This is a genomic window from Lysobacter olei (assembly GCF_054777355.1).
The window spans coordinates 216,072-242,928 of sequence record NZ_BAAHAT010000005.1 but is presented as its reverse complement, the minus strand read 5'-3'; the positions used below and the strand labels follow the sequence as shown (position 1 = coordinate 242,928).

Annotated in this window: 21 protein-coding genes; 9 read left to right on the top strand and 12 right to left on the bottom strand. The window is 65.6% G+C overall.

Features of this window, described 5'->3' with window-relative positions; all coding sequences use genetic code 11:
- Positions 1–15 precede the first annotated feature (15 nt).
- Positions 16–2,391 (top strand): 3-hydroxyacyl-CoA dehydrogenase/enoyl-CoA hydratase family protein, encoded by a 2,376-nt coding sequence (locus ACYVBS_RS09460; protein WP_460823280.1) that lies wholly within the window; start codon positions 16–18, stop codon positions 2,389–2,391.
- Positions 2,392–2,417: 26 nt separating this feature from the next.
- A complete protein-coding gene (locus tag ACYVBS_RS09455) occupies positions 2,418–3,626 on the top strand; it encodes an acetyl-CoA C-acyltransferase (protein ID WP_460823279.1) in 1,209 nt (402 codons plus the stop codon).
- A gap of 57 nt (positions 3,627–3,683) precedes the next feature.
- Here ACYVBS_RS09455 and ACYVBS_RS09450 read toward each other — a convergent pair whose 3' ends face one another.
- Complete coding sequence (locus tag ACYVBS_RS09450; protein WP_460823277.1) at positions 3,684–4,985, bottom strand: NAD(P)/FAD-dependent oxidoreductase; 1,302 nt, start codon at positions 4,983–4,985, stop codon at positions 3,684–3,686.
- A gap of 48 nt (positions 4,986–5,033) precedes the next feature.
- Between ACYVBS_RS09450 and ACYVBS_RS09445 the strand changes: the two genes are divergently transcribed.
- A complete protein-coding gene (locus tag ACYVBS_RS09445) occupies positions 5,034–5,462 on the top strand; it encodes a hypothetical protein (RefSeq protein WP_460823275.1) in 429 nt (142 codons plus the stop codon).
- Between the two features lie 45 nt (positions 5,463–5,507).
- Here the strand turns inward: ACYVBS_RS09445 and ACYVBS_RS09440 are convergent, their stop codons facing one another.
- The 7 genes from ACYVBS_RS09440 to cmk all read right to left on the bottom strand — a co-directional run bounded on the left by ACYVBS_RS09440 (position 5,508) and on the right by cmk (position 12,947).
- Positions 5,508–7,421, bottom strand: coding sequence for a polysaccharide biosynthesis protein (locus ACYVBS_RS09440; RefSeq protein WP_460823273.1), 1,914 nt, complete (start codon positions 7,419–7,421; stop codon positions 5,508–5,510).
- On the bottom strand, positions 7,418–8,440 hold the full coding sequence (locus tag ACYVBS_RS09435; RefSeq protein ID WP_460823272.1) for an MraY family glycosyltransferase: 1,023 nt from the start codon (positions 8,438–8,440) through the stop codon (positions 7,418–7,420). The genes ACYVBS_RS09440 and ACYVBS_RS09435 overlap by 4 nt, the downstream gene beginning before the upstream one ends.
- 5 nt (positions 8,441–8,445) lie before the next feature.
- Positions 8,446–9,624 (bottom strand): lipopolysaccharide assembly protein LapB, encoded by a 1,179-nt coding sequence (gene lapB, locus ACYVBS_RS09430; RefSeq protein WP_460823271.1) that lies wholly within the window; start codon positions 9,622–9,624, stop codon positions 8,446–8,448.
- A gap of 2 nt (positions 9,625–9,626) precedes the next feature.
- Positions 9,627–9,890, bottom strand: coding sequence for a hypothetical protein (locus ACYVBS_RS09425; RefSeq protein ID WP_460823270.1), 264 nt, complete (start codon positions 9,888–9,890; stop codon positions 9,627–9,629).
- A 96-nt stretch (positions 9,891–9,986) separates the two neighbouring features.
- A complete protein-coding gene (locus ACYVBS_RS09420; protein ID WP_460823269.1) occupies positions 9,987–10,289 on the bottom strand; it encodes an integration host factor subunit beta in 303 nt (100 codons plus the stop codon).
- Positions 10,290–10,380: 91 nt separating this feature from the next.
- A complete protein-coding gene (rpsA, locus tag ACYVBS_RS09415; RefSeq protein ID WP_460823268.1) occupies positions 10,381–12,066 on the bottom strand; it encodes a 30S ribosomal protein S1 in 1,686 nt (561 codons plus the stop codon).
- A gap of 200 nt (positions 12,067–12,266) precedes the next feature.
- The gene (gene cmk, locus ACYVBS_RS09410; protein ID WP_460823400.1) at positions 12,267–12,947 is read right to left on the bottom strand and encodes a (d)CMP kinase; all 681 of its coding nucleotides are present in this window, start codon (positions 12,945–12,947) and stop codon (positions 12,267–12,269) included.
- Between the two features lie 276 nt (positions 12,948–13,223).
- Here cmk and ykgO point away from each other — a divergent pair, with 276 nt between their 5' ends.
- From ykgO to ACYVBS_RS09385, 5 genes are all read left to right on the top strand, one after another.
- Positions 13,224–13,349: a type B 50S ribosomal protein L36 gene (ykgO, locus tag ACYVBS_RS09405; protein ID WP_005913193.1), complete on the top strand. Its 126-nt coding sequence runs from the start codon at positions 13,224–13,226 to the stop codon at positions 13,347–13,349.
- A 210-nt stretch (positions 13,350–13,559) separates the two neighbouring features.
- Positions 13,560–13,943 carry a hypothetical protein gene (locus ACYVBS_RS09400; RefSeq protein ID WP_460823267.1) on the top strand — a complete coding sequence of 128 codons (384 nt, stop codon included), beginning with the start codon at positions 13,560–13,562 and terminating at the stop codon, positions 13,941–13,943.
- 12 nt (positions 13,944–13,955) lie between these two features.
- On the top strand, positions 13,956–14,993 hold the full coding sequence (locus ACYVBS_RS09395; protein WP_460823265.1) for an agmatine deiminase family protein: 1,038 nt from the start codon (positions 13,956–13,958) through the stop codon (positions 14,991–14,993).
- 160 nt (positions 14,994–15,153) lie between these two features.
- The gene (locus ACYVBS_RS09390; RefSeq protein ID WP_460823263.1) at positions 15,154–16,044 is read left to right on the top strand and encodes a carbon-nitrogen hydrolase; all 891 of its coding nucleotides are present in this window, start codon (positions 15,154–15,156) and stop codon (positions 16,042–16,044) included.
- A 7-nt stretch (positions 16,045–16,051) separates the two neighbouring features.
- Complete coding sequence (locus tag ACYVBS_RS09385) at positions 16,052–17,275, top strand: TraB/GumN family protein (RefSeq protein WP_460823399.1); 1,224 nt, start codon at positions 16,052–16,054, stop codon at positions 17,273–17,275.
- Positions 17,276–17,338: 63 nt separating this feature from the next.
- Here the strand turns inward: ACYVBS_RS09385 and ACYVBS_RS09380 are convergent, their stop codons facing one another.
- The 4 genes from ACYVBS_RS09380 to ACYVBS_RS09365 are packed head-to-tail and all read right to left on the bottom strand — an operon-like array spanning position 17,339 to position 26,215.
- Entirely contained in the window at positions 17,339–18,463 is a 1,125-nt protein-coding gene (locus ACYVBS_RS09380; RefSeq protein WP_460823262.1) for a DUF5694 domain-containing protein, read from the bottom strand.
- A 49-nt stretch (positions 18,464–18,512) separates the two neighbouring features.
- On the bottom strand, positions 18,513–21,611 hold the full coding sequence (locus ACYVBS_RS09375) for an efflux RND transporter permease subunit (RefSeq protein WP_460823261.1): 3,099 nt from the start codon (positions 21,609–21,611) through the stop codon (positions 18,513–18,515).
- Positions 21,608–25,075 (bottom strand): efflux RND transporter permease subunit, encoded by a 3,468-nt coding sequence (locus ACYVBS_RS09370; RefSeq protein WP_460823259.1) that lies wholly within the window; start codon positions 25,073–25,075, stop codon positions 21,608–21,610. Before ACYVBS_RS09370 ends, ACYVBS_RS09375 begins: the two co-directional genes overlap by 4 nt.
- Before the next feature lie 15 nt (positions 25,076–25,090).
- Positions 25,091–26,215, bottom strand: coding sequence for an efflux RND transporter periplasmic adaptor subunit (locus tag ACYVBS_RS09365; protein WP_460823257.1), 1,125 nt, complete (start codon positions 26,213–26,215; stop codon positions 25,091–25,093).
- A 252-nt stretch (positions 26,216–26,467) separates the two neighbouring features.
- On the opposite strand from ACYVBS_RS09365, the gene ACYVBS_RS09360 reads away from it, so the two are divergent.
- Positions 26,468–26,851, top strand: a complete 384-nt coding sequence (locus ACYVBS_RS09360; RefSeq protein ID WP_460823398.1) for a c-type cytochrome — start codon at positions 26,468–26,470, stop codon at positions 26,849–26,851.
- Positions 26,852–26,857 lie beyond the last annotated feature (6 nt).

Below are 26,857 nucleotides of genomic sequence, written 5' to 3'. Positions count from 1 at the left end.
AAGGAGTTGCAAGTAATGTTTAACAAACTACTTGTACGCCGCGCCGCCGTCCTGGGCGCCGGTGTGATGGGCGCCCAGATTGCGGCCCACCTCACCAATGCCGGCGTCGACACGGTGCTGTTCGACCTGCCGGCGAAGGAAGGCGACCCCAACGGGGTGGTCACCAAGGCCATCGCCAACCTGGCCAAGCTGAGCCCTGCTCCGCTGGCGGACAAGGCGCTGGCCGAGCGCATCGTGCCGGCCAACTACGAGACAGGGCTGGAACTGCTCAAGGGCTGCGACCTGATCATCGAGGCCATCGCCGAGCGGATGGACTGGAAGCAGGACCTGTACAAGAAGATCGCCCCGTTCGTGCCGGCGCATACCGTGCTGGCGTCCAACACCTCGGGCCTGGGCATCAACAAGCTGGCCGAGGTGTTGCCGGAAGAACTGCGCCACCGCTTCTGTGGCGTGCACTTCTTCAACCCGCCGCGCTACATGCACCTGGCCGAACTGATCCCGGCCCGCACCACCGACGCTTCGGTGCTCGAGAACCTCGAGACCTTCCTGACCACCACCCTCGGCAAGGGCGTGGTGATCGCCAAGGACACCCCGAACTTCATCGGCAACCGTATCGGCGTGTTCTCCATGCTGGCGGCCATGCACCACACCGAACAGCTGGGCCTCGGCTTCGACACCGTCGACGCGCTGACCGGCCCCGCCATCGGCCGACCGAAGTCCGCCACCTACCGCACCGCGGACGTGGTCGGTCTGGACACCATGGCCCACGTCATCAAGACGATGGCCGACACCCTGCCCGAGGATCCGTGGCACCGCTATTTCCAGGCGCCCAAGTGGCTGCTGGCGCTGATCGAGAAGGGCGCACTCGGCCAGAAGACCGGCGCCGGCGTGTACACCAAGCGTGGCAAGGACATCCTGGTGCTGGACCTGAAGGCGCAGGACTACCGCGCCCAGGCCGGTGAGCAGGACGCCGAGGTCGCCGCCCTGCTCAAGGAGCGCGACCCGGCGAAGAAGTTCGCCGCGCTGCGTGCCAGCGAGCACCCGCAGGCCAAGTTCCTGTGGGCCTGCTTCCGCGACACCTTCCACTACAGCGCCTTCCACCTGGAGTCGATCGCCGACACCGCGCGTGACGTCGACCTCGCCATGCGCTGGGGCTACGGCTGGTCGATGGGCCCGTTCGAAAGCTGGCAGGCCGCCGGCTGGAAGCAGGTCGCCGACTGGATCGCCGAGGACATCGTCCAAGGCGAAGCCATGAGCAACGCGCCGCTGCCCAACTGGGTGTTCGATGGCCGCGAGGGCGTGCATGGCACGGCCGGCAGTTTCAGCCCGGGCCGCAACACGATAGTGCCGCGCTCGTCCAATCCGGTGTACCAGCGCCAGCGCTTCCCCGACCCGCTGCTGGGCGAGAAGTTCTCGCAGGGCGTCACCGTGTTCGAGAACGACGGCATCCGCCTGTGGGCCGACGAGGGCGACGACATCGCCGTGGTCAGTTTCAAGACCAAGATGCACACCGTTTCCGACCAGGTGCTGCAGGGCATCCAGCAGGCCATCGCCATCGCCGAACAGAAGTTCAAGGGCCTGGTGATCTGGCAGCCGAAGGAGCCGTTCTCCGCCGGTGCCGACCTGGCCGGCGCGCTGGGCCTGCTGCAGGCCGGCAAGGTGGCCGAGTTCGAGGCGATGGTCGCCGACTTCCAAAAGGCCAGCCAGTGCATCAAGTATGCGCAGGTGCCGGTGGTGGCCGCGGTGCGCGGCCTGGCGCTGGGCGGCGGCTGCGAATTCCAGATGCATTCGGCCCGTACCGTGTTGGCACTGGAAAGCTACATCGGGCTGGTCGAGGCCGGCGTGGGCCTGCTGCCGGCCGGCGGCGGCCTGAAGGAGTTCGCGGTACGCGCCTCCGAGAAGGCCGGCCCGAACGGTGACGTGTTCGCCGAACTCAAGACGGCGTTCGAGAGCGTGGCCATGGGCAAGGTGTCGGCCTCGGCGTTCGAGGCGCGCAACCTCAAGCTGGCCCGCGACAGCGACGTGGTGGTCTTCCACGCCCACGAACTGCTGTACGTGGCCAAGCAGCAGGCCCGCGCGCTGGCCGAGTCGGGCTACCGTCCGCCCCTGCCCGCCCGCGCCATCCGCGTCGCGGGCGACGTCGGCATCGCCACCTTCAAGATGATGCTGGTGAACATGCTGGAAGGCCGCTTCATCTCCCCGCACGACTACGAGATCGCGACCCGCATCGCCACCGTCCTCTGCGGCGGCGAGGTGGACCGCGGTTCGATCGTGGACGAGGAGTGGCTGCTGAAGCTTGAGCGCGAGCACTTCGTGGCCTTGGCGCAGATGCCCAAGACCCAGGAGCGCATCGCCCACATGCTCAAGACCGGCAAGCCGCTGCGCAACTGAGCGACGACGACACAGGACACACAGACATGACCAAGCAAGTTCAAGACGCCTACATCGTCGCCGCCACCCGCACCCCGGTGGGCAAGGCCCCGCGTGGGGTGTTCCGCAACACCCGGCCCGACGAGATGCTCGCCCACGTGCTCAAGTCGGTGGTCGCGCAGGCCCCGGGCATCGACGTCAACCGCATCGATGACGCCATCATCGGCTGCGCCATGCCAGAGGGCGAGCAAGGCATGAACGTGGCGCGCATCGGCGCACTGCTGGCCGGCCTGCCCAACACCATCGCGGCGCAGACCATCAACCGTTTCTGCTCCTCGGGTCTGCAGGCCGTGGCCATGGCGGCGGACCAGATCCGCTTGGGCCACGCCGACCTGATGCTGGCCGGCGGCACCGAGTCGATGTCGATGGTGCCGATGATGGGCAACAAGGTCGCGCTCAGCCCGCAGGTGTTCGCCAAGGACGAGAACGTGGCGATCGCCTACGGCATGGGCATCACGGCCGAGAAGGTCGCGGAGGAATGGAAGGTGTCCCGCGAGGAGCAGGACGCGTTCGCCCTCGCCTCGCACCAGAAGGCCATTGCCGCCATCCAGGGCGGCGAGTTCAAGGCCGAGATCAGCCCGTATGAGGTGATCTCGCGCATCCCGGACCTCGCCGGCAACACCATCCGCCTGAAGAAGGCGCTAGTGGAACTGGACGAAGGCCCGCGCGCCGACTCGTCGATCGAGGGGCTGGCCAAGCTCAAGCCGGTGTTCCGCAATGGCATGTTTGGCGGCAGCGTGACCGCCGGCAACAGCTCGCAGATGTCCGACGGTGCCGGTGCGGTGCTACTGGCCTCCGAGCAGGCCATCAAGGACTACGGCCTGACCCCGCTGGCGCGCTTTGTCAGCTTCTCGGTGGCCGGTGTGCGTCCGGAAGTGATGGGTATCGGCCCGATCGCCGCGATCCCGAAGGCCTTGAAGCAGGCGGGCCTGACCCAGGATCAGCTGGACTGGATCGAACTCAACGAAGCCTTCGCCGCTCAGGCGCTGGCGGTAATCCGCGATTGCGGCTTGGATCCGGCCAAGGTCAACCCGCTCGGCGGCGCCATTGCCCTAGGCCATCCGCTGGGCGCCACGGGCGCGGTCCGCACCGCCACGATCGTCCACGGCCTGCGCCGTCGCCAGCAGAAGTACGGCATGGTGACGATGTGCATCGGCACCGGCATGGGCGCGGCGGGGATCTTCGAGTCCCTGTAACGCGAACCGCGAAGCATGCGGATTCGACAACGGCGCCCCGGTGGCGCCGTTGTCATGTCAGGCGCCCGCCATGCGTTCGCGCCAATCCTTCCAGCCATCGCGGGCCTCTGCCCACCAATAGCTCAACTGCGCGCCCATGAACCCGGCAGGCTTCAGCGCGGAGACCAGTCCATAGTTGGAGAACGCTTTCCATCGCGTGTCGCCTTCCGCGATGGCAGAGGCCACGACGTCACCCGCATGCGTCGTGGGGGCGACCCCATGCCCGCCAAAGGCCTGGGCCAGCCACAGGCCCGGAGCGATTTCGCCGATCTGCGGCATCTGGTGCCGCGCGTAGCTCATCAGCCCCGACCACGCGTGGTCAACACGGATCCCGTCCAACTGCGGAAACACCTTGAGCAGGTCGCGGCGCAGCAATCGCTCCACAGCATTCGCCGAACGGTCCAGGATGGATATCCGGCCGCCCCACAACAGGCGGGTGTCAGGGAGTGGCCGGTAATAGTCGAATGCGAACCGCGTGTCGTAAACCGCGGCGTCGGTCTGGAGGATGTCCCGCATCCGGCCGCCCAGCGGTTCAGTCACCATGACGTACGTTGCAATGGGCAGCACTGCGGCGTCCACGCGTCGCACGAGGCCCGCGAGATAGCCACCGCACGCCAGGACCACATGACGTGCCTTGACCGACCCACTGGCCGTGTCGATCCTCCAACCTGCGCCATCCGGCGACAAGCGCGTGGCGGGAGAGGACTCATGCACGCGACCGCCGAGCCGCTGGATGGCGGCTGCGAGCCCCAAGGCGTACTTCAGCGGATGGAAGTGGAAGGCCGCTGGCTCGAACAGACCATCGTGGTAGCGATTGGTGTTGATGCGCTGGCGTAGCTCGTCCCGGGGCACCCATTCCCAACTCGCGCCAAAGCGCTGTCCAAGCAAGCGCTGTCGGTCACTCAACACGTCTGGATCCCGAAACCAGTTGGCCCACAGCACGCCAGCCTCGCGGTGGTCACACGCAATGCCGTGGCGAGCGATGCGGGTACGGATTGTTTCGACGCCCTGCAGCGTGCCGGCGTAGAGCTCGCGCGCCTTTTCCGGCCCCAGGTCACGGAGCAAAGCATCCTCGCCGCGGGAATACCCACCGAACACGAAACCGCCATTCCGCCCGGATGCCCCGTGGCCGATCTGGTGCGAGTCCAAAAGCAGGACATCGCGCTGGCCCCTCTCAAGAAGGCCAAGCGCTGTGTTCAACCCGGCGAAACCGCCCCCGACGACGCAGACATCCACCTCGGCTGAACCCCCAAAGCGTGGGAACTGCCCGGGAATTCTTTGGACGGTTGCGTCGTAATAGCTGACCGATGGTCTGGACATGGTGATCCCGATTGGATCAGATGGTCATGAATGAATGAGGGAAGGCTGATGGAAATACACCACGCAGACAAGGGATATCGCAGACGAAGCATGTGGGCCCTTTTGGCCGTGCTTTCAGTGCTGACCCTGTTGCTGTGGCAGTTGCACGCCTGGTTGCAAGGGCTGGACACGCAGCTTTCAGGCGCGGACCCGTTGGCGACCCGGGAGTGGCTGAGGGCCCTGCTCGCGGCGCTGGGCTTTGCGCTGGCCATTCCAGCCGCGGCATTGGGCGCTTCGCTGTTCCGGCTTGGCCGCGCTTCAAGGCTGCAGGGGCGCTTTCCGCCTCTTGAATTCAAGACATTGCGCGACGTTCGCGTGCTCAGGGATGCCGCGGCGCTGCGCTGGGCCCGGCGGCTGGAGAACGCTGGCACCGCGGCCTTCGTTCTGGCCGCCGTCCTCGCGGGCTGGGCGCTCTGGGTCCTTTGGTATTTCCGTTGATCTCCTGGAAACCGGACGAAATCTGACAGTTCAACTGGAGCAGGATTACGCCCTGCCCCCTCGTCCGGGGAATGGAATCACGGTCGAAGCGCCACCGGTGATATCGAAACTCGGTGCCATGGGCGTGAATTCCGGAACGGCGGCACGCAGCAACTCACCCAGCATCGGGTTGTCGTAGTCGCGGCTCGCGTCACGCAGGGAGACAAGCGCCTTTCGCACCTGTGCGAACGGCACGTCCCGCGGCTCGGCGAGCAGGATCTTGGGGTGTGATGTGGCGCGATAGCGCTCATCCGCATGGAACAGCGTCTCATGCAGCTTTTCGCCTGGACGCAATCCCGTGTACATGATGGCGACATCGCGTCCCGGCTGCTTTCCCGCCAGTCGGATCATCTGCTCGGCCAGTACCCGGATTGCGACCGGCTCCCCCATATCCAGCGTATAGATAGCCTCGTGGGTGCCCATCGCCGAGGCCTGCAGGATCAGGACACACGCCTCGGGAATGGTCATGAAGAAGCGGGTCACGTCCGGGTCGGTCACCGTTACCGGGCCGCCGCGACGGATCTGTTCGCGGAACAACGGAACCACGCTGCCGGCCGAGTCGAGCACGTTGCCGAAACGCACGGTTACGCAACGCGTCGGCTGCCCGTGCGCCAGCGCCAGCGCGGTCATTTCCGCCAGGCGTTTGGTGGCCCCCAGGACATTGACCGGGTCGACGGCCTTGTCGGTGGAGATCAGCACGAAAGTCCCCACACCGGCGTCGACACTGGCCGCCGCGACCGTCTCGGTCGTCAGCACATTGTTGCGCACGGCTTCGCGCATCTGCCCTTCGAGCAAGGGCACATGCTTGTATGCGGCGGCGTGGAAGACCGTATCTGGACGAACAAGCTCCATGGCGTGGCGCATGACCGCCGGGTCCCCGCAGTCGCCCAGGATCGGGATCAGCTCGACGTCGGGGAAGTCCCGGCGCAAGGCGGAATGAGCGGTGACCAACGCGAGCTCATTGATCTCCACCAGCGCAAGCCGCCGGGAACCGTGGCGCGCGCATTGTCGGCAGAGTTCCGAACCAATCGAGCCCCCGGCGCCGGTGACAAGGACGGAACGACCGCCCAGCCACTCGCGGATGGCGCGCCAATCGGGCAGCACCGGCTGGCGGCCGAGCAGATCCTCAATGGCCACTTCCTTCAGTTGGCCAGGCAAGGCGCGTCCTTCCAGCACATCGTGCAGGTTGGGGACCATCCGGAACGGAATACCGGACTTTTCGCATTCGGCGACGACACGCTGCACCGTGGATGCTTCAGCGGAAGGAATAGCAATGACCAGCAGCCGCGCGGCGGTCTCGCGGGCGATCCGGAACACTTCGTCCAATCGTCCCAATACCGGGACACCGTGGACCAGGGTCCCCCGCAAGCGGGCCGCATCGTCCAGGAAACCGACGGGCTGGTAATGACCCGACCGTCGCAGGTCACGGACGAGGGCTTCGCCCGCCTGCCCTGCGCCCAAGATCAGCGTGCGCACGGCATCCTCACGCAGCGCGCGCTCACTGCTGTGGTCCTTCCAACTCCTGAAGAGGATCCGGGGCGTGCCCAGCATGCCGGTCAGCGCGAGGGGATAGAGCAGCAATGCGGCCCGGGAAATGAGTTCGCCGCGGTTGTAGAGAAATAGCGTGACACCGATGGTCACCAGGCCCAGCGCAGACGCTTTGACGATATTGACGAGGTCGGGGAGGCTGGCAAAACGCCAGAGGCCGCGGTAAAGGCCGACCTGCCAGAAGACCAGCCCCTGCGCGACGAGTACCAAGGTGATTTCGGTGGACCACAACGGCATCGACAAGGGCGTCGCCATCGTCGCGTACCGCAAACGATGCAGAACCTGCCAAACCACCCACACCATCGTCAGATCGTGTGCTACCACCGCCAGTCTCGGCGCCCATCCTGCCCAACGATCACGCCATGCGCTCATGCGCGGTTCCTGCTCCTGACAACGAGAGGTTGTGCCCGGGCCCACCGCTGAAGCAGCAGCCACAGAATTGCGCCAAGGGTATACCAGCCGGTAACGGTGGCGATGACGAAAAATTCTGATCGCGACCAAGTCAGCAATGCGAGCCCGCAGGCGAGCATTGTCCAACCTAGGAACCCCATCGTTACCCGCCCATGGCCCACCTTGCGCGCGGCGCCTTGGTAGGCGTGCAGGACATGGGGCGTCCACCAGGGCTCCCCGCGGAGGATGCGCCCCGCCAACGTCAAGGTCGTGTCAACAAGGAACGCGGAGAACGGCATGGCGAGCAACAAGACCGAAACCCGCGACGGCGCTGACGCCAGCACCTGCCACGCCGCCGCCGTCGCCAGACAGCCGAGGGCAAAGCCGATGGCGCCGCTGCCCACGTCCCCCATGAACACTCGCGCCCGAGGGAAGTTGTAGGGCAGGAATCCCCAGGTCGCGGCGGCCGTGACCAAGGCCAATGCCATCCAGGCACCCGACAGCGCCAGGGAGAAAAATACGGCGACCACCACCGTCTGGGTGGCAGCGATGCCATTGATCCCGTCCATGAAGTTCCAGACGTTCGTCAGGACCAGTGGGGCGGCGAAACCCAGAAGGGCCAATGCGGGCTGTTTCGTCTCCACCCACAACGCCCCGGCGAAAATACCGGCGGCCAGGACGTGCATCAATAATCGAACGAATGCCGGGAGCGGCCGATGGTCATCCGCCCACCCTATCGCCGCCACGAGCCCGCATCCCGCCAAAAACGGCAAGACCAGGCTCAACTGTTCGCTTTCGCCCCCCCAACGAGCGACCAGCAGGCCAATGCCCACGGCCACGACCGCGGCCACGATCGCCACGCCACCGCCGCGAGGCGTCGGCACTTCATGGCTCCGACGGTCTCCTGGCTGGTCCATGAGGGCGCGGGCGTGAGCGTAGCGGATCGCCAACGCGGTGCCGACCGTGCCAATCAACCAAGCCGCAATGACCGCATAAAGCATCCGGCTCAAACCACCGCGTAATTGAGCAGTGGCTTGACCGAACCCCACTCCTTGCAACTCGGGCATTGCCAGTGGTGGCTGCGGGCGCCAAACCCACAGCGATTGCAGCGGTAGCTCGGGTTGCGAACCAGCAGCTGATCCGTGATGTGCTTCAGATCGTTCAAGGTCGCGGTGGGATCGGCGCCTTCTGCCAGCGACAGATCGATCAGTGCCGCCTCACCTCGCACCGAAGGCCGGTCCTTCAATTGCTGCGCCAGATAGGCACGCGCCGCGGGCACGCCGTCATCGGCCTCCACCATCCGCGTCAATGCCAACACAGGGGAAATGCCGCGGTAGTGCTCGGTCATTTCCGCGAGGAACTTCCGCGCTCCGGGCGTATCCCCTACCTGTTCGTAACAGGCAAGCAGCAAAGGCAGAATGTCAGGTAGGTAATCGGGATCAACGCGTGCAGCGCGTTCAAAGGCACGGATGGCACCCGCATCATTCCCGCTTTCGGTTTCGATCCGGCCCTCGATCATTCCCGCGCGCACTGAGTTGGCGTCGGCTTCGTAGGCGCGTACCACGGCTGCACGGGCGGCCCCCATGTCGCCCGCCGAGCGGTGGCGTTCGGCGATCTCGCATTCGAACTGGGCGATCAGCTTGCCCATCGATTCGCCCGTGGCCGCTTCGAACTGGCGCGCGTTCTCGATCGCCTTGTCCCAGTCCCGTTCCGCCTGGTAGATGCCAATCAGGTGGCGCAGCGCCAGCGGAGCGCGCGCATCCAGCGCAGCCAGATCGCCAAACACCGTTTCTGCTCGGTCCAACAAACCGGCGCGCATGTAGTCTTCGCCCAAGGCCAGCAGCGCCTGGATCTTCTGGGCGTCATTCAGGCCCGGGCGCTGGGCCAGCGCCTGGTGCAGGCGAATCGCGCGATCGACCTCACCGCGACGGCGGAACAGATGCCCCAGGGCCACCTGGGTTTCGAACGTGTCCTTGTCCAGTTCCGCGATATGCAGGAACAGGTCGATGGCCTTGTCCGGCTGTTCGTTGAGCAGGTAGTTCAGGCCGCGGAAATAGGTCGTTGACAGCCGGCTGATCTGGGTACTGCTGTGGCGCTCACCGCCACGGCGGCCGATCACCCAGCCACTGGCCGCGGCCAACGGCAACAACAGGAAGAACCAGAACCACTCGCTGATGAACGCCATTGTCAGGCCTCGGGGGATGGGGATTTGGCCGGCGCTAGACGCGTGGCGCGCGTCAAGCGACGACGTAGCGGCATGACCACGCCAAACGTGACCGAAAGACCACCTGCGAGCACACCAAGCAACAGGGCCACGATCAATGCCACGCCCAGCGTGGTCGACACCGTCGCGAAGCCCACATCCACGATCGCCGACTGGCGGTTGAGCGCGCCCAACGTCGCGCCGACCAGCAAGCAGGCCAAGGCCACCAGGAAACGAATCAATCGCATGCCGAACTCCGTGGCCTGGACAGTCAGGCTAGCTTAGCCGACCTTTCGCCCCTCATTCAGCTAACCGCGGCGCCTTTTGACCCTGCGGGGGCTGGATCAGGCCTGCTCGTCCAGTGGCACGACATCGCTGACGCGCTCGCGCAGTTCCTTGCCGGGCTTGAAGTGCGGGACATGCTTGCCCGGCAGCGCCACCGACTCACCCGTCTTCGGGTTGCGGCCCAGGCGCGGCGGGCGGTAATGCAGGGAAAAACTGCCGAAGCCGCGGATCTCGATCCGCTCCCCGGACGACAGCGAGCCGCCCATCATCTCCAGCAAGGCCTTCACCGCCAGATCCACGTCGTCACCCTTCAGGTGCGCCTGACGCTGCGACAGGATCTCGATCAGTTCGGACTTGGTCATGGAGTTCGCGGTGCTCGCAAGGTTGGATCACACAACATGCGGAAGGCGGCCCGACCGTGGTCGGGCCGCCTCCGGTACTGCTCAGGGCAGATTACTCGCCCTTGTTCAGCTGCTCGCGCAGCAGCGCGCCCAGCTTGGTGGTGCCGCTCGAAGCCTCAGCGGACTGACGGTTGTAATCGGCCATTGCCTCGGCCTCTTCCGCGTAGTCCTTCGCCTTGATCGACAGCTGCATGGAGCGGCCCTTGCGGTCGTTGCCGATGATCTTGGCTTCGACTTCCTGGCCGACCTTCAGGTGCTGCGAGGCGTCGTCGATGCGCTCGCGGGCGATGTCGCGGGCTGCGATATAGCCCTCGATGCCGCCTTCCAGCTCGACGGTGGCGCCCTTGGCGTCGACTTCCTTCACGATGCCCTTGACGATCGAACCCTTGGCATTGGAGGCAACGAAGTGACCCATCGGGTCCTGCTCCAGCTGCTTGATGCCCAGCGAGATACGCTCACGCTCCGGATCAACGGCAAGCACCACGGCTTCCAGCGTGTCGCCCTTCTTGTAGTTGCGGACCACGTCTTCGCCGGTGGTGTTCCAGCTGATATCCGACAGGTGCACCAGACCGTCGATGCCACCGTCCAGGCCGATGAAGATGCCGAAGTCGGTGATCGACTTGATCTGGCCTTCCACCTTGTCGCCCTTCTTGTGCAGCACGGAGAAGGTTTCCCACGGGTTGCTGGTGACCTGCTTCATGCCCAGCGAGATGCGGCGACGCTCCTCGTCGACGTCCAGGACCATGACCTGAACCTCGTCGCCGACCTGCACGATCTTGGACGGGTTGACGTTCTTGTTGGTCCAGTCCATCTCGGACACGTGCACCAGGCCTTCCACGCCCGGCTCGATCTCGACGAACGCACCGTAATCAGTGACGTTGGAGACCTTGCCGAACACGCGGGTGTTGGCCGGGTAGCGACGGGCGATGTTGTCCCACGGATCCTCGCCCAGCTGCTTCAGGCCCAGGCTGACGCGGTTGCGCTCGCGGTCGTACTTGAGCACGCGGACGTCCAGCTCCTGGCCGACTTCCACGACCTCGGACGGATGACGCACGCGCTTCCACGCCATGTCAGTGATGTGCAGCAGGCCGTCGATGCCGCCCAGGTCAACGAACGCACCGTAATCGGTGAGGTTCTTGACGACACCCTTGAGGATGGCGCCCTCGACCAGCTTCTCGAGCAGCTGCTCGCGCTCTTCCGAATGCTCGCTCTCGACCACCGCGCGGCGGGAGACGACGATGTTGTTGCGCTTGCGGTCCAGCTTGATGAGCTTGAACTCGAGTTCCTTGCCTTCCAGGTAGGTCGAGTCGCGCACCGGGCGCACGTCGACCAGCGAACCCGGCAGGAAGCCGCGGACATCCTTGATGTCGACGGTGAAACCGCCCTTGACCTTGCCGCTGATGCGGCCGGTGATGGTCTCGTTCTTCTCGAGGGCTTCCTCGAGTTCGTCCCACACCATGGCGCGCTTGGCCTTCTCGCGCGACAGGACGGTTTCGCCAAAGCCGTTCTCGATGGAGTCGAGGGCAACCTTCACCTGGTCGCCGATGCCCACGTCGATTTCGCCGGCGTCGTTACGGAACTGTTCGATCGGCACGATGCCTTCGGACTTCAGGCCGGCGTTGATCACGACCACGTCGCCGCGGACGTCGACAACGGTACCGACGACGATGGCGCCCGGCTTCAGCTTGGTCAGGAATTGCTGACTCTGCTCGAACAGTTCTGCAAATGATTCGGTCATTGGAGTAATACTCGGTTGAACACACGGGCCGCACCGGTTGGCAGGCCATCTGGATTGATGGTCAAGCAAGCCGTGGTCGACCCACCCATTGATGTGGTGCGATGACGCTGCACCATGTGTTGGTTGGATTGAACCGTCCGCGGAATTGCGGATCGGACCTTCTGCCGCGAAGGAAGTCGCCTGTGGCGTGAAGTAGAACGTCAGCGCGCCGGCACGATGGCCAGCACGCGTCGTACGACTTCGTCGATGCCTTGGCCGGTGGTGTCGATGTGGACGGCGTCATCGGCCGGCCGCAAAGGGGCCACCGCGCGACTGGCATCGCGGGCGTCGCGGGCAAGGATCTCCCGCAGCAGACCGTCAAATGTAACGGAAACCCCTTTATCCTTCAACTGCTTATACCGCCTCTCCGCCCGCTCTTCGGCGCTGGCGGTCAGGAACACCTTGAAGGCGGCATCGGGGAAGATGACGGTGCCCATGTCGCGCCCATCCGCCACCAGGCCCGGGGCGCGGCGGAAGGCCCTTTGACGGTCCTTCAGGGCGGCCCGAACCTCCGGCACGGCGGCGATCGCCGACGCGGCGGCACCCGCGGTCTCCGTACGCAACTCATCGGTGGCGTCGACGCCATCCACGATGATCCGCAATTCCCGCGTGTCCTCGTCTTCGATAAAAGCGATATCGGTATCGAATGTGCAGCGAACGAGCGCCGAAGGGTCGGCAAGATCAATGTCGCCCCAACCCGCGGCCACGCCCACCGCACGGTACAGCGCGCCCGAATCGAGGTAATGCCACCCCAGCTTCTGGGCAACGAGCCGACTGACCGTCCCCTTGCCGGAGCCGGAGGGACCATCAATGGTGAGTACAGGGATAGGAGTCTCGTTCATGAAGGAGATTATGCACCCCACCACCCCTGCTTTTTTGCTTCCCCCTCCACCACTGGACGGCATGGCGGATGCCGGGGGGCATGGGGTTGCGAAAAGCAGGCCATGGGTGGCCTGCGCCGGCGACTCGGCGCAGGATGCGCCGATGGAGCCGAGCAGCAACCCCGTGCGCCCCGGCGCCCACCCACAACCCCAAAACTCCAACCACTTGAACATATTGAAAAACCCAAGCTAGAATAGCGGGCTGATTTATCCCACTCCCGTTTGCCGAGGTCTGTCATGAAGGTCCTGTCCTCCCTGAAGTCGGCGAAGACCCGTCACCGCGACTGCAAGGTCGTTCGCCGCCGTGGCAAGGTCTTCGTGATCTGCAAGTCGAACCCGCGTTTCAAGGCGCGTCAGCGCTAAGAGCCGGGATGCCCCCTGCCCGGCATGTCCGCAGCAGGCAGGCATCACGACTGGAAAGCCGCCGCAAGGCGGCTTTCTGCGTTATGGGCCGTGCACCGCGCCATCACCAGAGACTGATAGCGTGACGCCCGCACGCTGCCGCGCCCGCCGCTGCTGTGCGTACAATCGGCCGGTCCACATCAGCCAATCCATCAGGTAGGGAGTGCCACCATGAACACCCGCATCGTAGCTGCCTCGTTGTTCACCCTGCTGGGCTTGGCGGGCGCCGCCGTCGCCCAGGACACTGCTGTCGCCGTGACCAGCGACCAGGCCACCACCGTGACCACCGGCGACACGCTGCTGATCGAGCGCGTGAGCGAGGAAAACAAGGCGGCCATGCCCGCCCGCGGCATGACCATGGCCCAGGTGGAAGCCAAGTACGGCGCCCCGAGCGAGAAGCTTGAGCCGCGCGGCGGCCAGAAGCGCCAATGGCCGACCATCAACCGCTGGACCTACCCCAATTTCGTCGTCTATTTCGAGAAGTCCAAGGTCATCGATGCCGTCGCCGTGAAGTCGGACGCGACCGAGGTCGGCCCGAAGCCCCCCATCCGCTGATCCCGAGAACCGATGACCAACAACGCCCTGCGCTTCCCCGCGGAATGGGAACCCCAGTCCGCCGTCCTGATTGCCTGGCCCAACGCCGACACCGATTGGGCTGATCGCCTTGGGGAGGTCGAAGAGACCTACATCGCCCTGGTCGCGGCCATCACCCGCTTCCAGCCGGCGCTGGTGTGCGTGGCCGACGATGACGTGGAGGCGTACGCACGCGCCCGCTTGTCGTCCGCACGGATCGACATGGGCCGGGTCACGTTCATCACCGCCCCCTACGACGACACCTGGCTGCGCGACTCCGGCCCCATCTCGCTCAAACGCGATGGTGGCGGGTTCACCCTGCTCGATTTCCGCTTTACCGGCTGGGGCGGCAAGTACGAAGCCAACCAGGACGATGAACTGGTCGAGCACCTCGACGAACAGGGAATCTTCGTTAACAGTACGCGCCAACGCATTGATTTTGCACTGGAAGGCGGCGCCATTGAGACCGATGGTCGTGGCACGCTACTCACCACCTGGAAGTGCTTGAGCGAGCGCCACCCGGGCCACCCGCGCGAAGAGTTGACCGCCAAGCTGGCCGGTTGGCTGCACCAGGACCGCGTGCTGTGCCTGGACCACGGCTACCTGGAAGGCGACGACACTGACGCCCACATCGACACCCTGGCCCGCTTTGCGTCGGACGATGCCATCGTTTACCAGGGCTGCAGCGACCCCACCGACGCCCATTACGAAGAGTTGCAGGCAATGGGCCGGGAACTGGCGGCGCTGCGCACGCGGGCCGGCGAGCCCTATCGCCTGTTCGAACTGCCTTGGGCCGAGCCGATTCTGGACGACGGTCGCCGACTTGCCGCGAGCTACGCCAATTTCCTCATCATCAACGGCGCCGTGTTGATGCCGGCCTATGGTGACAGGGCGGATGCAGATGCGGTGGCGGTGCTGCAGAAGGCCTTCCCGGATCGCGAGATCGTGGCGGTCCCGTGTCGCCCGCTGATCTGGCAGAACGGCAGCCTGCACTGCATCACCATGCAACTGCCGGCGGGCCTGGCCGCCTGATCCCGGAAGAGCGAGGTGCGCAGGTCCCCTCGCCTTCCGTTCGTTAGCCCCCACCCATGCGCCCCTTCCGGGCGCATCGTCAGCAGCACCCTCATCCCCGACCCGGCACAATAGGCGCCGCATTGACGCGCCTGTCGCCCCGCACCGGAGACCTCTCCCGATGGCCAAGCCCACCACCCTCCCCGTCGCCCTGATCCAGGACCGAGACCACGGCAGCCGCGAGGCGAACCTCGCCAACATCGAGGACCGCGTGGCCGAGGCCGCCAAGCGTGGCGCCAAGCTGGTCCTGCTGCAGGAACTGCATAACGGGCCGTATTTCTGCCAGCACGAGTCGGTCAACGAATTCGACCTGGCCGAACCGATCCCCGGCCCGAGCACCGAGCGTCTTGGCGCGTTGGCGAAGCAGCACAAGGTGGTGCTGGTGAGTTCACTGTTCGAGAAGCGCGCCGCTGGGCTTTACCACAACACCGCGGTGGTGTTCGATGCCGACGGCTCGACCGCTGGCAAGTACCGCAAGATGCACATCCCGGACGATCCGGGCTTCTACGAGAAGTTCTACTTCACGCCCGGCGACCTGGGTTTCGAGCCGATCAACACCTCGGTGGGCCGTCTGGGCGTGATGGTGTGCTGGGACCAGTGGTACCCGGAAGGTGCGCGCCTGATGGCGCTGGCCGGCGCCGAGATGCTGCTGTACCCCACCGCGATCGGTTGGGATCCGACCGATGAGCAGGCCGAGAAGGACCGCCAGCGCGGTGCATGGGTGTTGAGCCACCGTGGCCACGCCGTGGCCAACGGCCTGCCCGTGCTGTCGTGCAACCGCATCGGCCACGAACAGTCGCCGATGGATGCGGCCGGCATCGATTTCTGGGGCACGAGCCACGTGCTCGGCCCGCAGGGCGAGTTCATCGCCGAGGCCAGCACCACCGATGCCGAAATCCTGATGGCCGAGGTCGACATGGGACGCAGCGAGCACGTGCGCCGCATCTGGCCGTTGCTGCGCGACCGTCGCATCGACGCCTACGGCGACCTGCTGAAGCGCTACCGTGACTGATACCACCGTGACTTCCCCGGAAAACGAAGCCCTGGTCCCCAGCGACTGGCGCGACCAGCCGCACGAAATCGTCGAGCGCGACGGCGTGCGCTACACATTGCTGGGCACCGCACATGTCTCGCGGGCCAGCGTGGATGCCGTGGTTGATGCGGTGCGATCCGGCCACTTCGATGCGGTGGCCGTGGAGCTGGACCCGCAGCGCCTGCAGTCCATGATGGATCCGGACGCCTTGGCAAAGATGGACCTGGTGCAGGTCATCCGCAACGGCAAGACCGCGCTGTTCGCCGCCAACCTGGCCTTGGCCGCCTACCAACGTCGATTGGCAGAACAACTCGGCATCGAGCCAGGCGCCGAACTCAAGCGTGCCGTACTGGAGGCCCGTGAACGCGAACTCCCGGTGCACCTGATCGATCGCGAGGTCGGCCTGACCTTCAAACGCGCCGCCGACCGGCTTGGGTTCTGGCAGCGCGCCAAGATGGGCGGCGGGCTGCTGGCCGGTCTATTCGTGGACGAGGAAGTAGCCGACCACGACATCGAAAAGCTCAAGCAGGGCGATATCCTCGCTTCCAGCTTCAGCGAGTTCGCCTCCGACAGCCCGGAACTCTATGACGCGGTCATCGCAGAGCGCGACCGTTACATGGCTGCGCGCCTGCGCGAGAGCCATGGCGAATCGCGCGAAGTGCTGGCCGTCGTCGGCGCGGGCCACCTGCAGGGACTCGCGCGCCACCTGCGCGACGAGCACCGCGCGCCCGACGCAGTCCGCGAGGAACTCGAGGCGCTGCCGAAAAAGAGCGACATCCCGTGGTTTACCATTGCCCTTGCCGTGTTTGTCCTCGGCGGGTTTGCCTGGGGTTTCTACCAGGGAGGGCTGGACGTGGGCTCGGACCTGCTGCTGCAGTGGGTGGTTGCCACCGGCGCCCTCGGAGCGATCGGTTGCGCGGTGGCAGGCGGCCATCCGCTCAGCATCCTGGTGGCGTTCGTCGCCTCGCCCATCACGCCGCTGCACCCTGCCCTCGCCTCGGGCACACTCAGTGCGTTGACCGAAGTCTGGCTGCGCAAGCCCACTTATGCCGATTTCATGGCGCTGCGAGATGACGTGCAGCACGTGAGCGGCTGGTGGAAGAACCGCGTCGCACGGGTGCTGCTTAACTTTTTCCTGACCAGCCTGGGCACGGCGATTGGCGTGTGGACGGGCGGCCTGAAGATGCTGGGGACGCTGTTTGGCGGGTGACCATGGCCTGACGCGGATGGTCGGCTGGGCCGGGCCGCACCGGAACCAAGGTGCCGGGCAGCGTCAATGGCTGCGCGTCGCGGTCCTTTGGGGCGTCTCTTCGACAAACTCGTCCAGCTGACGTACGCGCACGCCGATCGAGCGCTCCAGGTAGTCATCGAAGAACGGCTTGTGGCTGACGCCCACGATGACCAGCACGCGCTCACCCGGGTGCTGGCTCACCACACGCAGGATGTTTGACACCATGGCCAGATTGCGCACGTCCCAGAGCGCGATCCGCGCCTGACCGGGTCTGCGGGGCAGATCTCGGTCCACAAACAGGCGCCATTCCTCGTCCAGCGTCAACGCACTGTATTCAGGGCTATTGACCCAGCGGTACAGGGGCAGCAGATCGTGTGCAGCGATCGCCTGATCCGTGCGCGCCTTGACCTCCTTGATGACGCGCGCATTGGTCTTGAAGGCGGCATAGGCCTTGGAGTCTCCCAGCGCCGGTATCAGGGCCTCGAACACCGGCCCGTAGACGTCCGCGCCCGGGTGGTCGTCCATGCCGAAGACCCGCGGTATCTTGAACTGGTGAGCAACGCGAGCACCGACCAGCTCGTTTTCGTTGGTTGACCTGGCTTGGGACGTGACCCGCTCACCCAGCGGACCCTGCGGGCGGTGTTCAGGCCACTGCGATGCGTGGCGCCACGCCAGATAGTCGGTCCAGGGTTTGTCCCATGCAGCCGCGGCCAACCGCATGCATCGTTCGTTCGCCGTGGGCGTGACCGAAAGCGCACTTCCGCACTCCGCACCCAGCGCTTTACGAGCGGCTTTCGCGTCCAGATTCAGCTGGCGCTGGCTCTCCAACGCGAGGCTCAGAAAGCGCTTTCCGACAAACGCGTCCAGGACCTCAGGGTGCAGGTCCGCCTGCACCTGCATGGCCTCGATCGTGTGCGCGGGCAGCGCCTCAACCACCACGGCCTTGGGGGCATAGCGGTTCAGCACCTCGACCAGGCCATCCACGTGGCTCGACGTCACGCCATCCACGTTGCCAAGGTGGGTCGTCCCAAGTACCAGGACTTCCGCCGGCGCCTCCATGCGCCGTTTCAGGTCCTGCACCGGTGACTCCGCAGCCGCAACCACGAAGGGTGCGGCCAGTACCAGCCCAGCGAGCAGGCGTACAAATTTTGGCCCTGATGTTTTCATCCCCGACTCCTTCCAGCGGGTGTTGCCATGGCGATCTTTTTCAACCGGCCTATTCCGCGGCCAAAGCGGCGACCGAACTGCCCAGCGGGGCATCACCCTTTCGGCGCTGGGCACGACGCACCATCCCGCCTGCGCCGTGTCCCATGTCATCGAGAATGGCGTAGACAGTGGGCAGGAACAGCAGCGTGGCGACCGTGGAGAACGCCAGGCCGCCGGCAATGGCGCGCGCCATCGGCGCGTAGGCAATGCCATCACCAGTGCCCTGGGACATCGCGATCGGAATCATCGCCAGGATCGCCGTGCCCATGGTCATCAGCACCGGACGCAGGCGCTCGCGACTGCCCTCCACCAGTGCCTCGGTACGCGACAGGCCACGCCGGCGCAGGTTGTTGATGTGTTCGACCATGACAATGCCGTTGTTAACGACCACACCCATCAGCACCAGGATGCCGATGAAGGCCATGATGTTGAACTCGGTGCCGGTCAACCAGAACAGCCAGAACACACCGAACACCGAGAACAGCACGCCGGACATGATCGCGGACGGGAACAGCAGCGACTCGAACACGGCCGCCATCACCACGTAGACCATCACCAGCGCGATCAGCAGGTTGAAGATCATCTGCGTGACCATCTGGCTCTCGTCGAAGAACTGCAGGGTCTCGAAGGTGTGGCTGTAACCGGCCGGGAAAGTGACAGATTTCAGCGTATCCTCAACCGCCTTGCGTGCCTCGGGCATGGTGGTCTTGCCGTCCGGCGCAGCTTCAATCGTCAAGGTGGTCTGGCGGTTGATGCGACGGATCTGGCTTGCGGCTTCGCCCGGGATCACGTCGACCATCGCCAGCAGCGGGACTTGGCGACCGTCGGCCGCGCGCACCGTGAAGGAGGACAACTCCTTGGCACCATACTGCTCGGCGCCGGCGAATCGAACCCAGACCGGAACCTCGGTGTCACCCTGGCGGAAGTCCCGTAAGCGCGCCCCGCGCAACGCCATGCCCACGAAGGTGCCGACCTGCTCGGTGGTGAAACCGAACGAGGCCGCGCGCTCGCGATCGATGCGGACCTGGACTTCCTGGTTGCGATCGCCGGTGTCGACACGCACGTCACGCAGTTCCGGGCGCCTCTCCAACACGGGCAGGATGTCCTGGGCAATGTCGTTGAGCACTTGCGTCGAGTCGCCGACCAGGCGGAACTGGACGCTCTTGGGCGGCCCACCGCCACCACCATCGCCCTGCTGGCCGACGATCAGCCGAGCCCGGGCCGACTTGGGCAGGTCGCGGCTTAGGCGGTCTACCAGCGGCTTCAGCTCGCCCTTGTAGTTCTCGTCGAAGGTTACGCGCGTGCCGCCCCAGCCCTGCTCACTGAACCACGAGTAGATCTGGGTGATGTGGTAGTCCTTTCGACGCGCATCGAGGAAGTCCTCCACGCGCGCCACCTCGGCCGACATCTGCTCGACGGTGTAGCTGCCATTCCATTGGTAGCCGATCTCGGTTTCCGCCTCTTCGTCACCGCCGAACATGTTGTACTTGGTGAACATCACAGGGGCGAGGCTGATAACGACCATCAGCAGAATGGCCAACAGGCTCTTGCCGCGATTCACCAGGCTCCAGTGCAGCAGACGGCCGTAGCGCTCCTGCAGGCGGTGGATCACGCCCGTGCGCGACGTCAGCGCCGGGGGCGTCTTCAACCGCGCGGACAGCATCGGGATCAGGCTTACCGCGACCAGCCACGACGCCAGCAGCGACACCGAGATGGTGATGGCGATCTGCGACAGGTAGATGGCCAGCACATTGCGCTCGCCAAACAGGTTCGGCACGAACACGATGCAGTGGCACAGGGTGCCCGCCGACAGCGCGATCGCCACGTGCCGCGTGCCAAGGATCGAGGCCAGGCGCGGGTTTCCGGGGTTCTTCTCGCGCTCCTGGTAGATGCTCTCGACCACGACGACCGCGTTGTCCACCAGCATGCCCACGGCCAGGAGCAGGCCCATCATGGACAGGATGTTGAGCGTGACGCCGGCGAAGTACATGAAGCCCAGCGTCATGATGAAGCAGATCGGAATCGCCAGCGACACCATCAAGGTCGACGGCCAATGCCGCAGGAAGAAGTACAGCACGATCACCGACAGGAACAGGCCGATGGCGCCGGCCTCGGCCAGCTCCACCAACGAGTCGGTCACCACCGCGCCCTGATCGTTGATGGTCTTGACCTGGATGCCCTGCATGGAGGGCTCGGCCTGGATCCGCTCGACCTCGGCCAGCACTTGGCGTGAGACCTCCACGAGGTTGGCGCTGCGTTCCTTGAACACGTCCAGACCCACGGCCGGCCGGCCATCGAGGCGCCGGCCCATGTCGTTACGTGCGGGCTTCAGATGCACGTCGGCCACGTCGCCCAGGCGGACGTTGCCAGAGAGCACCAGGTCGCGCAGCTGGTCCAGGGACTGCAGTTCACCCACGGGCTGCACCCGCAGGCGCTGACCGCCATCGGTGACCTGACCGGCCGACACCGAGAAGTTCAAGTCGCGCAGTCGCTTGTTGAGGTCATCCAGTGACAACCCGTGCGCGCTGAGCCGCTGCGGGTCGATCGCGACTTCCACTTCATTGGCCGTGGCGCCAGAAACGCGCACCTGCGCGACGCCCGGCACGCGCTCGATGCGACGCTTGAGCTCGCGGTCGATCAGGTCGTAGGACTTGGACAGGTCCAGCGTTTGGCTGGCCAGACGGATGGCCAGTACCGGCTCGTCGTCGGTGCTGGCATTGCCCACGAAGATGCGGGTCAGCTCATCCGGCAGGTCGTTGCGGATCGCGTCGATGCGCTCGCGTGCTTCAGAAGCGGCGATCTTGACGTCGCGCTCCCAGTCGCTGAACAGCACCATGATGTTGGCGCCATTCGCGGTCGCGGTGCTCTGGATGTTGCGGATGCCCGGCAGTGTTGCCAGCGCTTCTTCCGTCGGCCGCACCAGGGTGCGCTCCACCTCTTCCGGCGTGGAGCCCTGGTAGGGCATCTGCATGAAGATGACCGGGAAGGAGACTGAGGGAAAAGCCTCCAGCGGCAGCCGGATGGCCGCCAGCAGGCCTACGACCACCAGGGTCACGAAGAACATGACCGTGGTGATGGGGCGGCGGATGCTGAGTTCGGCGATGCTCATCCGGCCATCCCCGCATCCGCCGCGATGGCGCCTTCGTTCTCGGCACGGGCCTGGCGGGCACGGCGGCCGCGCTCCAGCCAGTACTCCTCGGAGCGGCGATCCAGCAGGTCATAGACGACAGGGATCACCAGCAGGGTCAGCAACGTCGACACCAGCAGGCCGCCGATCACCGTGATCGCCATCGGCGAACGTACTTCCGCACCCTCACCCACCGCAATCGCCAGCGGAAGGAAGCCGAACAGGGTGCACAGCGTGGTCATGGCGATGGGGCGCAGGCGCGAACGGGCACCTTCCACCAGCGCGTCGCGCTTGGCGACGCCCGTTTCACGCAGCTGGTTGACCTTGTCGATCAGGATGATCGCGTTCTTGGTCACCAGGCCCACCAGCAGGATCAAGCCGATGAACACCACCACCGAGATCGAGTTGCCGGTCACCAGCAGGGCCAGCACCGCGCCCACCAGCGCCAGCGGAATGGTGAAGAGGATGACGAACGGGTGCAGCAGCGATTCGAACTGCGAAGCCATGACCAGGTAGACCATGAATACCGCCAGCGCGAAGGCGAACAGCAGCGAGCGCATCGACGACGCCAGTTCCTCGCCCTGCCCGCCGACGTGCATGCCGATGCCGGCGCCGAGCGGGTCGGCCGCGACCATGGCGCCGACTTCCTTGACCGCGGTGCCCAGGTCGATGCCGTCCAGATTGGCCGAGACCACGGCCACACGCACCTGGTCGGCACGGTGAATCTCGCTGGGGCCGGTGGTGGCGACCACGTCGGCCACGGCGTCCAGCGTCACCGGACGCGCACTGCCCGGGTTCACCACCAGGCGCCGGATGTTCTCGACCGAGTCACGCTCGCTTTCCTGGGCACGCACCAGCACGTCGATGCGACGGTCGCGGAAGCTGTAACGGGTGGCCACTTCGCCTCGCACCTGGCGCACAACCGCATCGGCCAGCTGGCGCGTGGTCAGGCCCAGTGCCGCCGCACGCTCCTGGTCAAAGCGAATCTGCACTTCGGGGAAGCCCTGCTCAACCGTGGACTTCACGTCGGTGTAGTGCGGGTTGGCGCGCAGCAGTCCGGCCAGCTTCTGTCCGGCGGCGCGGATTTCCTCCAGGTCCTGCCCGCGCAGCTCGATTTCCAACGGGGTGGAGAAACTGAAGAGCTCGGGACGGCGGAAATCCACCTGGGCCCCCGGGTGCGCCTTCATCGTCTCGCGCAGGCGAGCCGTCGTGGCCGCTTCCACGGCCTCGCTGCCGCCACCTTCCATGATGATCGACAGCCGCCCGATGTTCTCGCCGCTCTCGGTGGGGCTGGCGTCCAGACGCGTGCCGGTACCGCTCACGCCGTACATCGCACGCACGCCCGGTTCCTTCGTGTGGGCACGCTGCACATCACGAACCACGGCGTCGGTTTCGCCCAGCGGCGTGCCCGGCGGCAGCTTCACCATCATCTCGAAGCGGTCTTGGGCCAGCTGCGGGATCAGGTCGGTACCCAGCAGCGGCAGCGCAGCCAGCGCCAGCACGAACGCCACGGCCGAACCCGCCAGCACAAGCGTGGGATTGCGCAGCGCCGCGGGCAACAGACGCAGGTAGGTCTTTTCCGCGCGGCCGTAGGGTGCCATTGCCAGGTCGCTGGCTTTGCGCATGACCGGGGCCACCACCGCCACGACACCTCGCCACGCGCGGATCACCAGCCACGCAAGGCCGAAGAACGCGTTGCGCACCGCCCAGCCCAGTCCACGGCCGGTGGCCGCGACCGGCTTCTGCCAGCGCTTCTCCGGGTTCCAGCGCGGGTGCGCCTGCTCCTCGGGGAATGCCATCGGCGCACGCCCCTTCAGCGAGCTGAGCATCGGGATCAGCGTCATCGACACCACCAGCGAAATCGCGATCGCAATCGCGACGGTCAGGGCCTGGTCGCGGAACAGCTGGCCCGCGATGCCTTCGACGAACACCAGCGGCAGGAACACGGCGATGGTGGTCAGGGTGGAGGCCACCACGGCCATGCCCACCTCGCGCGTACCCGTAATGGCCGCGTCGAGGATGCCCAGCCCGCGCTCGCGCGCCTTGGCGATGCTCTCCAGCACCACGATGGAGTCATCCACCACCAGGCCGGTGGCCAAGGCCAGACCGCCCAGCGACATGACGTTCAGGCCCAGCCCGAACTGGCCCATGAAGAAGAACGTGGCGACGATCGACACCGGGAGCGACAGGCTGATGACGAAGGTGCTCCAGCCATCGCGCAGGAACAGGAAGATGATCAGGATGGCGAGTACGCCGCCGATCACCGCATCCTTCTTGACCTCATTGACCGAGTTGCGGATGAACTGCGACTGGTCCTCGATGACCGTCAGCTCCACGTCGGCCGGGAGCGACTTGCGGACGGCGTCCAGGCGCGCGTGCACCGCATCGGCCGTGGAGACCGTGTTGGCATCGCCTTCCTTGTAGACGGCCAGTTCGACGGTTTCCTTGCCGGCCAGGCGAATGATCGCCTCACGCTCGCGGAAGCCCTGGCGCACGTCCGCCACGTCCTTCAGGCGCACGGGCAGGCCGCCTGCAGCGGCGCTGCCGCCACCGCCTGACGCACTCTGCGCGGCCGCAGCGGCCGCCATCGCATCGGCCGAACCGGTGGCCGCCGCCACGCGCGCCATCTGCAGCATCGCGTCCTGCTGGGCGTTGTTGCCGGCGCTGCGCACCGTCAGCAGCAGCTCGCGCATTTCCTCGACACTGGCGAACTGGTTGACCGTGCGCACCAGGTAGCGTTGCGACCCCTCTTCCAGGCGGCCGCCGGAGACGTTGACGTTCTCCTGCTTGAGGCGGTTGATGACGGTGTCGACGGACAGGCCCATCTGCGCCAGGCGGCGCGGATCGACCTCCACTTGCACTTCGTCTTCCAGACCGCCGCCGACCTTGACCGCCGCCACACCGCCCACGGGCTCGAGCTTCTTCTTCAGGTCGTCGTCGGCGTAGCGACGCAGCATCACCAGCTCGCGATCCGCCTCGCCGGCACCCTTGGCCGACAGCGCAAGCCGCAGGATCGGCTCATTGGAAGGATTGAAACGCAGCAGCACCGGCGGCTTGGCTTCCTGCGGCAGCTGAAGCATCTCCATCTTGTCGCGCACGTCCAGGCTGGCACGGTCCATGTCCGTGCCCCACGCGAACTCCAGCACCACGTCGCTCTGCCCCGCACGGGAGACCGACTTGAGCTTGCGCAACCCCTTGACCACGCCAAGGGCCTCCTCCACGGGCTCCGAGATCAGCGTTTCGATCTCGGCCGGCGCGGCACCGGTGTACTCGGTGCGCACCGTCAACGTGGGATAACTGAGGTCTGGCAACAGGTTCACTTTCAGCCCGCTCAACGCGATCAGGCCGAACAGCAGGAAGGTCAGCGTCACCATCGCCACCGTCACGCGACGGCGGGTGGAGAACTCGACCAGATCGAAAGAGCGCGCGTCCGAAGGCTGCGTCACGGGAAGGGTCTCCGCTTACTTCTTGGTGGCGACTGGCTTGGCGCTGGCGACCGGCTTGGCGGTCGGCTGGCCAATCACGCTCACGGCGGTGCCGTCACGCAGGGTGTTCTTGCCGGCCACGACCACCTGGTCGCCCAACTGCACGCCCTTGCGCACTTCCACCCATTCGCCGTCGACATAACCCAACTCGACCGGCACGCGCTGTGCCTTGCCTGCCTTGACCATGAAGACCGCGGTTTCCGCTTCGCCTTCCAGCAGCGCCGTCCTTGGGACGACCAAGGCATCCGCGCGGTTGTCATAGGCAATGGAGATGCGGCCAAACATGCCCGGTTGCAGCATGCCCTCGCCGTCGAAGGCGCAGATCACCCGGAACGTGCCGCTACCGGAATCCACCACCGGCGCTACGCGGTCCACCGTGCCCTGGAAGTTGCGGCCCGGCAGCGCATCCACCTTGAGCTGCACCGGCAAGCCGGCCTTGAGCGTGGCCAACTCGCGCTCCGGCACGTTGAGCACCATCTCGAGACGCGAGGTATCGACGATGCGGAAGATCGGCGTGTTGATCTGGACGAAGTTGCCCGGCTTGATCGACTTGGACGCGACCACGCCGGAAATCGGCGCCACCACGTTGGCGTACGAAACCTCCAGGTTCGCCAGTCGGTTCACGGCACGCGCGTTCTCAAGGTCGAAGCGGATGCGGTCGTAGTCGGCCGTGCTGATCAGCTTCTGGGCCATCAGCTGCTGGGCGCGGGCGAATTCGTTCTGCAGCTTGTGCATCTGTGCCGCACTCTGCGCCGCCTGCAGCGACGCCCGGGCCACGTCGAGGCGCACCAGCACCTGGCCGGCGCGTACGTGCTGTCCTTCCTCGACCATCACGCTCAGCGCGACGCCCGAGGTCTTGGCCACCACCTGCGACTCGCCCCGCGCTTCCAGCGGAGCCGTGCCGGTGTAGCTGGCGGCAACCGAGCGACGGGTGGCCTTGGCCACTTCCACCGGCACGGACTCCACCTCGTTCTTGTCGGGGGCCTTGGCCTGGGCGTCCCCATTGCCGCCCTTGCAGGCGCTCAGCGCCAATGCACAAGCCAACGCCAGCGCACCCGCGCGCAGCAGTCCGGTTCCATGGAAAAGGTTGTTGTGACGCATGGTGGCTGACCTTGATGGGGGGATGGGACCGGCGCTTGTGCCGGTGTTGTATCAAGGTAAATCACCCTTTCGTCGAAACCATGCGCCGAAGGTCATGGTGACCGTCGCCATGGATCGATGTGGCGACCCTTTCGCCATGACTTCAGTCAAACCAGTGGTAGCGGCTATACTTCAGCGCTTGTGCGCGGCCATGGGCCCCGCCCATCCAGCTTTGAACCCTGCCAGCCACACGAGATTGCGGACTACGACATGATGCGACCGCTGACGATCGCCGCCTGCTTCGCCCTCACCACCGTCGCCTTCGCGACCATGGCCCAGGACGCAGCCGCGCCCGAAGCCACCCCCGCCGCGGCGCCCGCCGCTGCCGCTGCTCCCGCCGCAGTCAAGGGCAACGCCGAAGCCGGCCGCGCCCTCGCCTACACCTGCATGGGCTGCCACGGCATCACCGGCTACAAGAACGCCTATCCGAACTTCCACGTGCCCAAGATCGGCGGCCAGTCGCCGGAGTACCTGGGCAACGCACTGCAGGAATACAAGAAGGGCAGCCGCAAGCACCCGACCATGCAGGCGCAGGCGCAAAGCTTCAGCGACCAGCAGATCGCTGACATCGCCGCTTTCCTTTCCACCCTGAAGTGAGTGAGC

Excerpts from the sequence above, each read along its gene's own strand:
- ACYVBS_RS09460 (WP_460823280.1), top strand. The coding sequence starts at position 16 with ATGTTTAACAAACTACTTGTACGCCGCGCCGCCGTCCTGGGCGCCGGT.
- ACYVBS_RS09455 (WP_460823279.1), top strand. The coding sequence starts at position 2,418 with ATGACCAAGCAAGTTCAAGACGCCTACATCGTCGCCGCCACCCGCACC.
- ACYVBS_RS09450 (WP_460823277.1), bottom strand. The coding sequence starts at position 4,985 with ATGTCCAGACCATCGGTCAGCTATTACGACGCAACCGTCCAAAGAATT.
- ACYVBS_RS09445 (WP_460823275.1), top strand. The coding sequence starts at position 5,034 with ATGGAAATACACCACGCAGACAAGGGATATCGCAGACGAAGCATGTGG.
- ACYVBS_RS09440 (WP_460823273.1), bottom strand. The coding sequence starts at position 7,421 with ATGAGCGCATGGCGTGATCGTTGGGCAGGATGGGCGCCGAGACTGGCG.
- ACYVBS_RS09435 (WP_460823272.1), bottom strand. The coding sequence starts at position 8,440 with ATGCTTTATGCGGTCATTGCGGCTTGGTTGATTGGCACGGTCGGCACC.
- lapB (WP_460823271.1), bottom strand. The coding sequence starts at position 9,624 with ATGGCGTTCATCAGCGAGTGGTTCTGGTTCTTCCTGTTGTTGCCGTTG.
- ACYVBS_RS09425 (WP_460823270.1), bottom strand. The coding sequence starts at position 9,890 with ATGCGATTGATTCGTTTCCTGGTGGCCTTGGCCTGCTTGCTGGTCGGC.
- ACYVBS_RS09420 (WP_460823269.1), bottom strand. The coding sequence starts at position 10,289 with ATGACCAAGTCCGAACTGATCGAGATCCTGTCGCAGCGTCAGGCGCAC.
- rpsA (WP_460823268.1), bottom strand. The coding sequence starts at position 12,066 with ATGACCGAATCATTTGCAGAACTGTTCGAGCAGAGTCAGCAATTCCTG.
- cmk (WP_460823400.1), bottom strand. The coding sequence starts at position 12,947 with ATGAACGAGACTCCTATCCCTGTACTCACCATTGATGGTCCCTCCGGC.
- ykgO (WP_005913193.1), top strand. The coding sequence starts at position 13,224 with ATGAAGGTCCTGTCCTCCCTGAAGTCGGCGAAGACCCGTCACCGCGAC.
- ACYVBS_RS09400 (WP_460823267.1), top strand. The coding sequence starts at position 13,560 with ATGAACACCCGCATCGTAGCTGCCTCGTTGTTCACCCTGCTGGGCTTG.
- ACYVBS_RS09395 (WP_460823265.1), top strand. The coding sequence starts at position 13,956 with ATGACCAACAACGCCCTGCGCTTCCCCGCGGAATGGGAACCCCAGTCC.
- ACYVBS_RS09390 (WP_460823263.1), top strand. The coding sequence starts at position 15,154 with ATGGCCAAGCCCACCACCCTCCCCGTCGCCCTGATCCAGGACCGAGAC.
- ACYVBS_RS09380 (WP_460823262.1), bottom strand. The coding sequence starts at position 18,463 with ATGAAAACATCAGGGCCAAAATTTGTACGCCTGCTCGCTGGGCTGGTA.
- ACYVBS_RS09375 (WP_460823261.1), bottom strand. The coding sequence starts at position 21,611 with ATGAGCATCGCCGAACTCAGCATCCGCCGCCCCATCACCACGGTCATG.
- ACYVBS_RS09365 (WP_460823257.1), bottom strand. The coding sequence starts at position 26,215 with ATGCGTCACAACAACCTTTTCCATGGAACCGGACTGCTGCGCGCGGGT.
- ACYVBS_RS09360 (WP_460823398.1), top strand. The coding sequence starts at position 26,468 with ATGCGACCGCTGACGATCGCCGCCTGCTTCGCCCTCACCACCGTCGCC.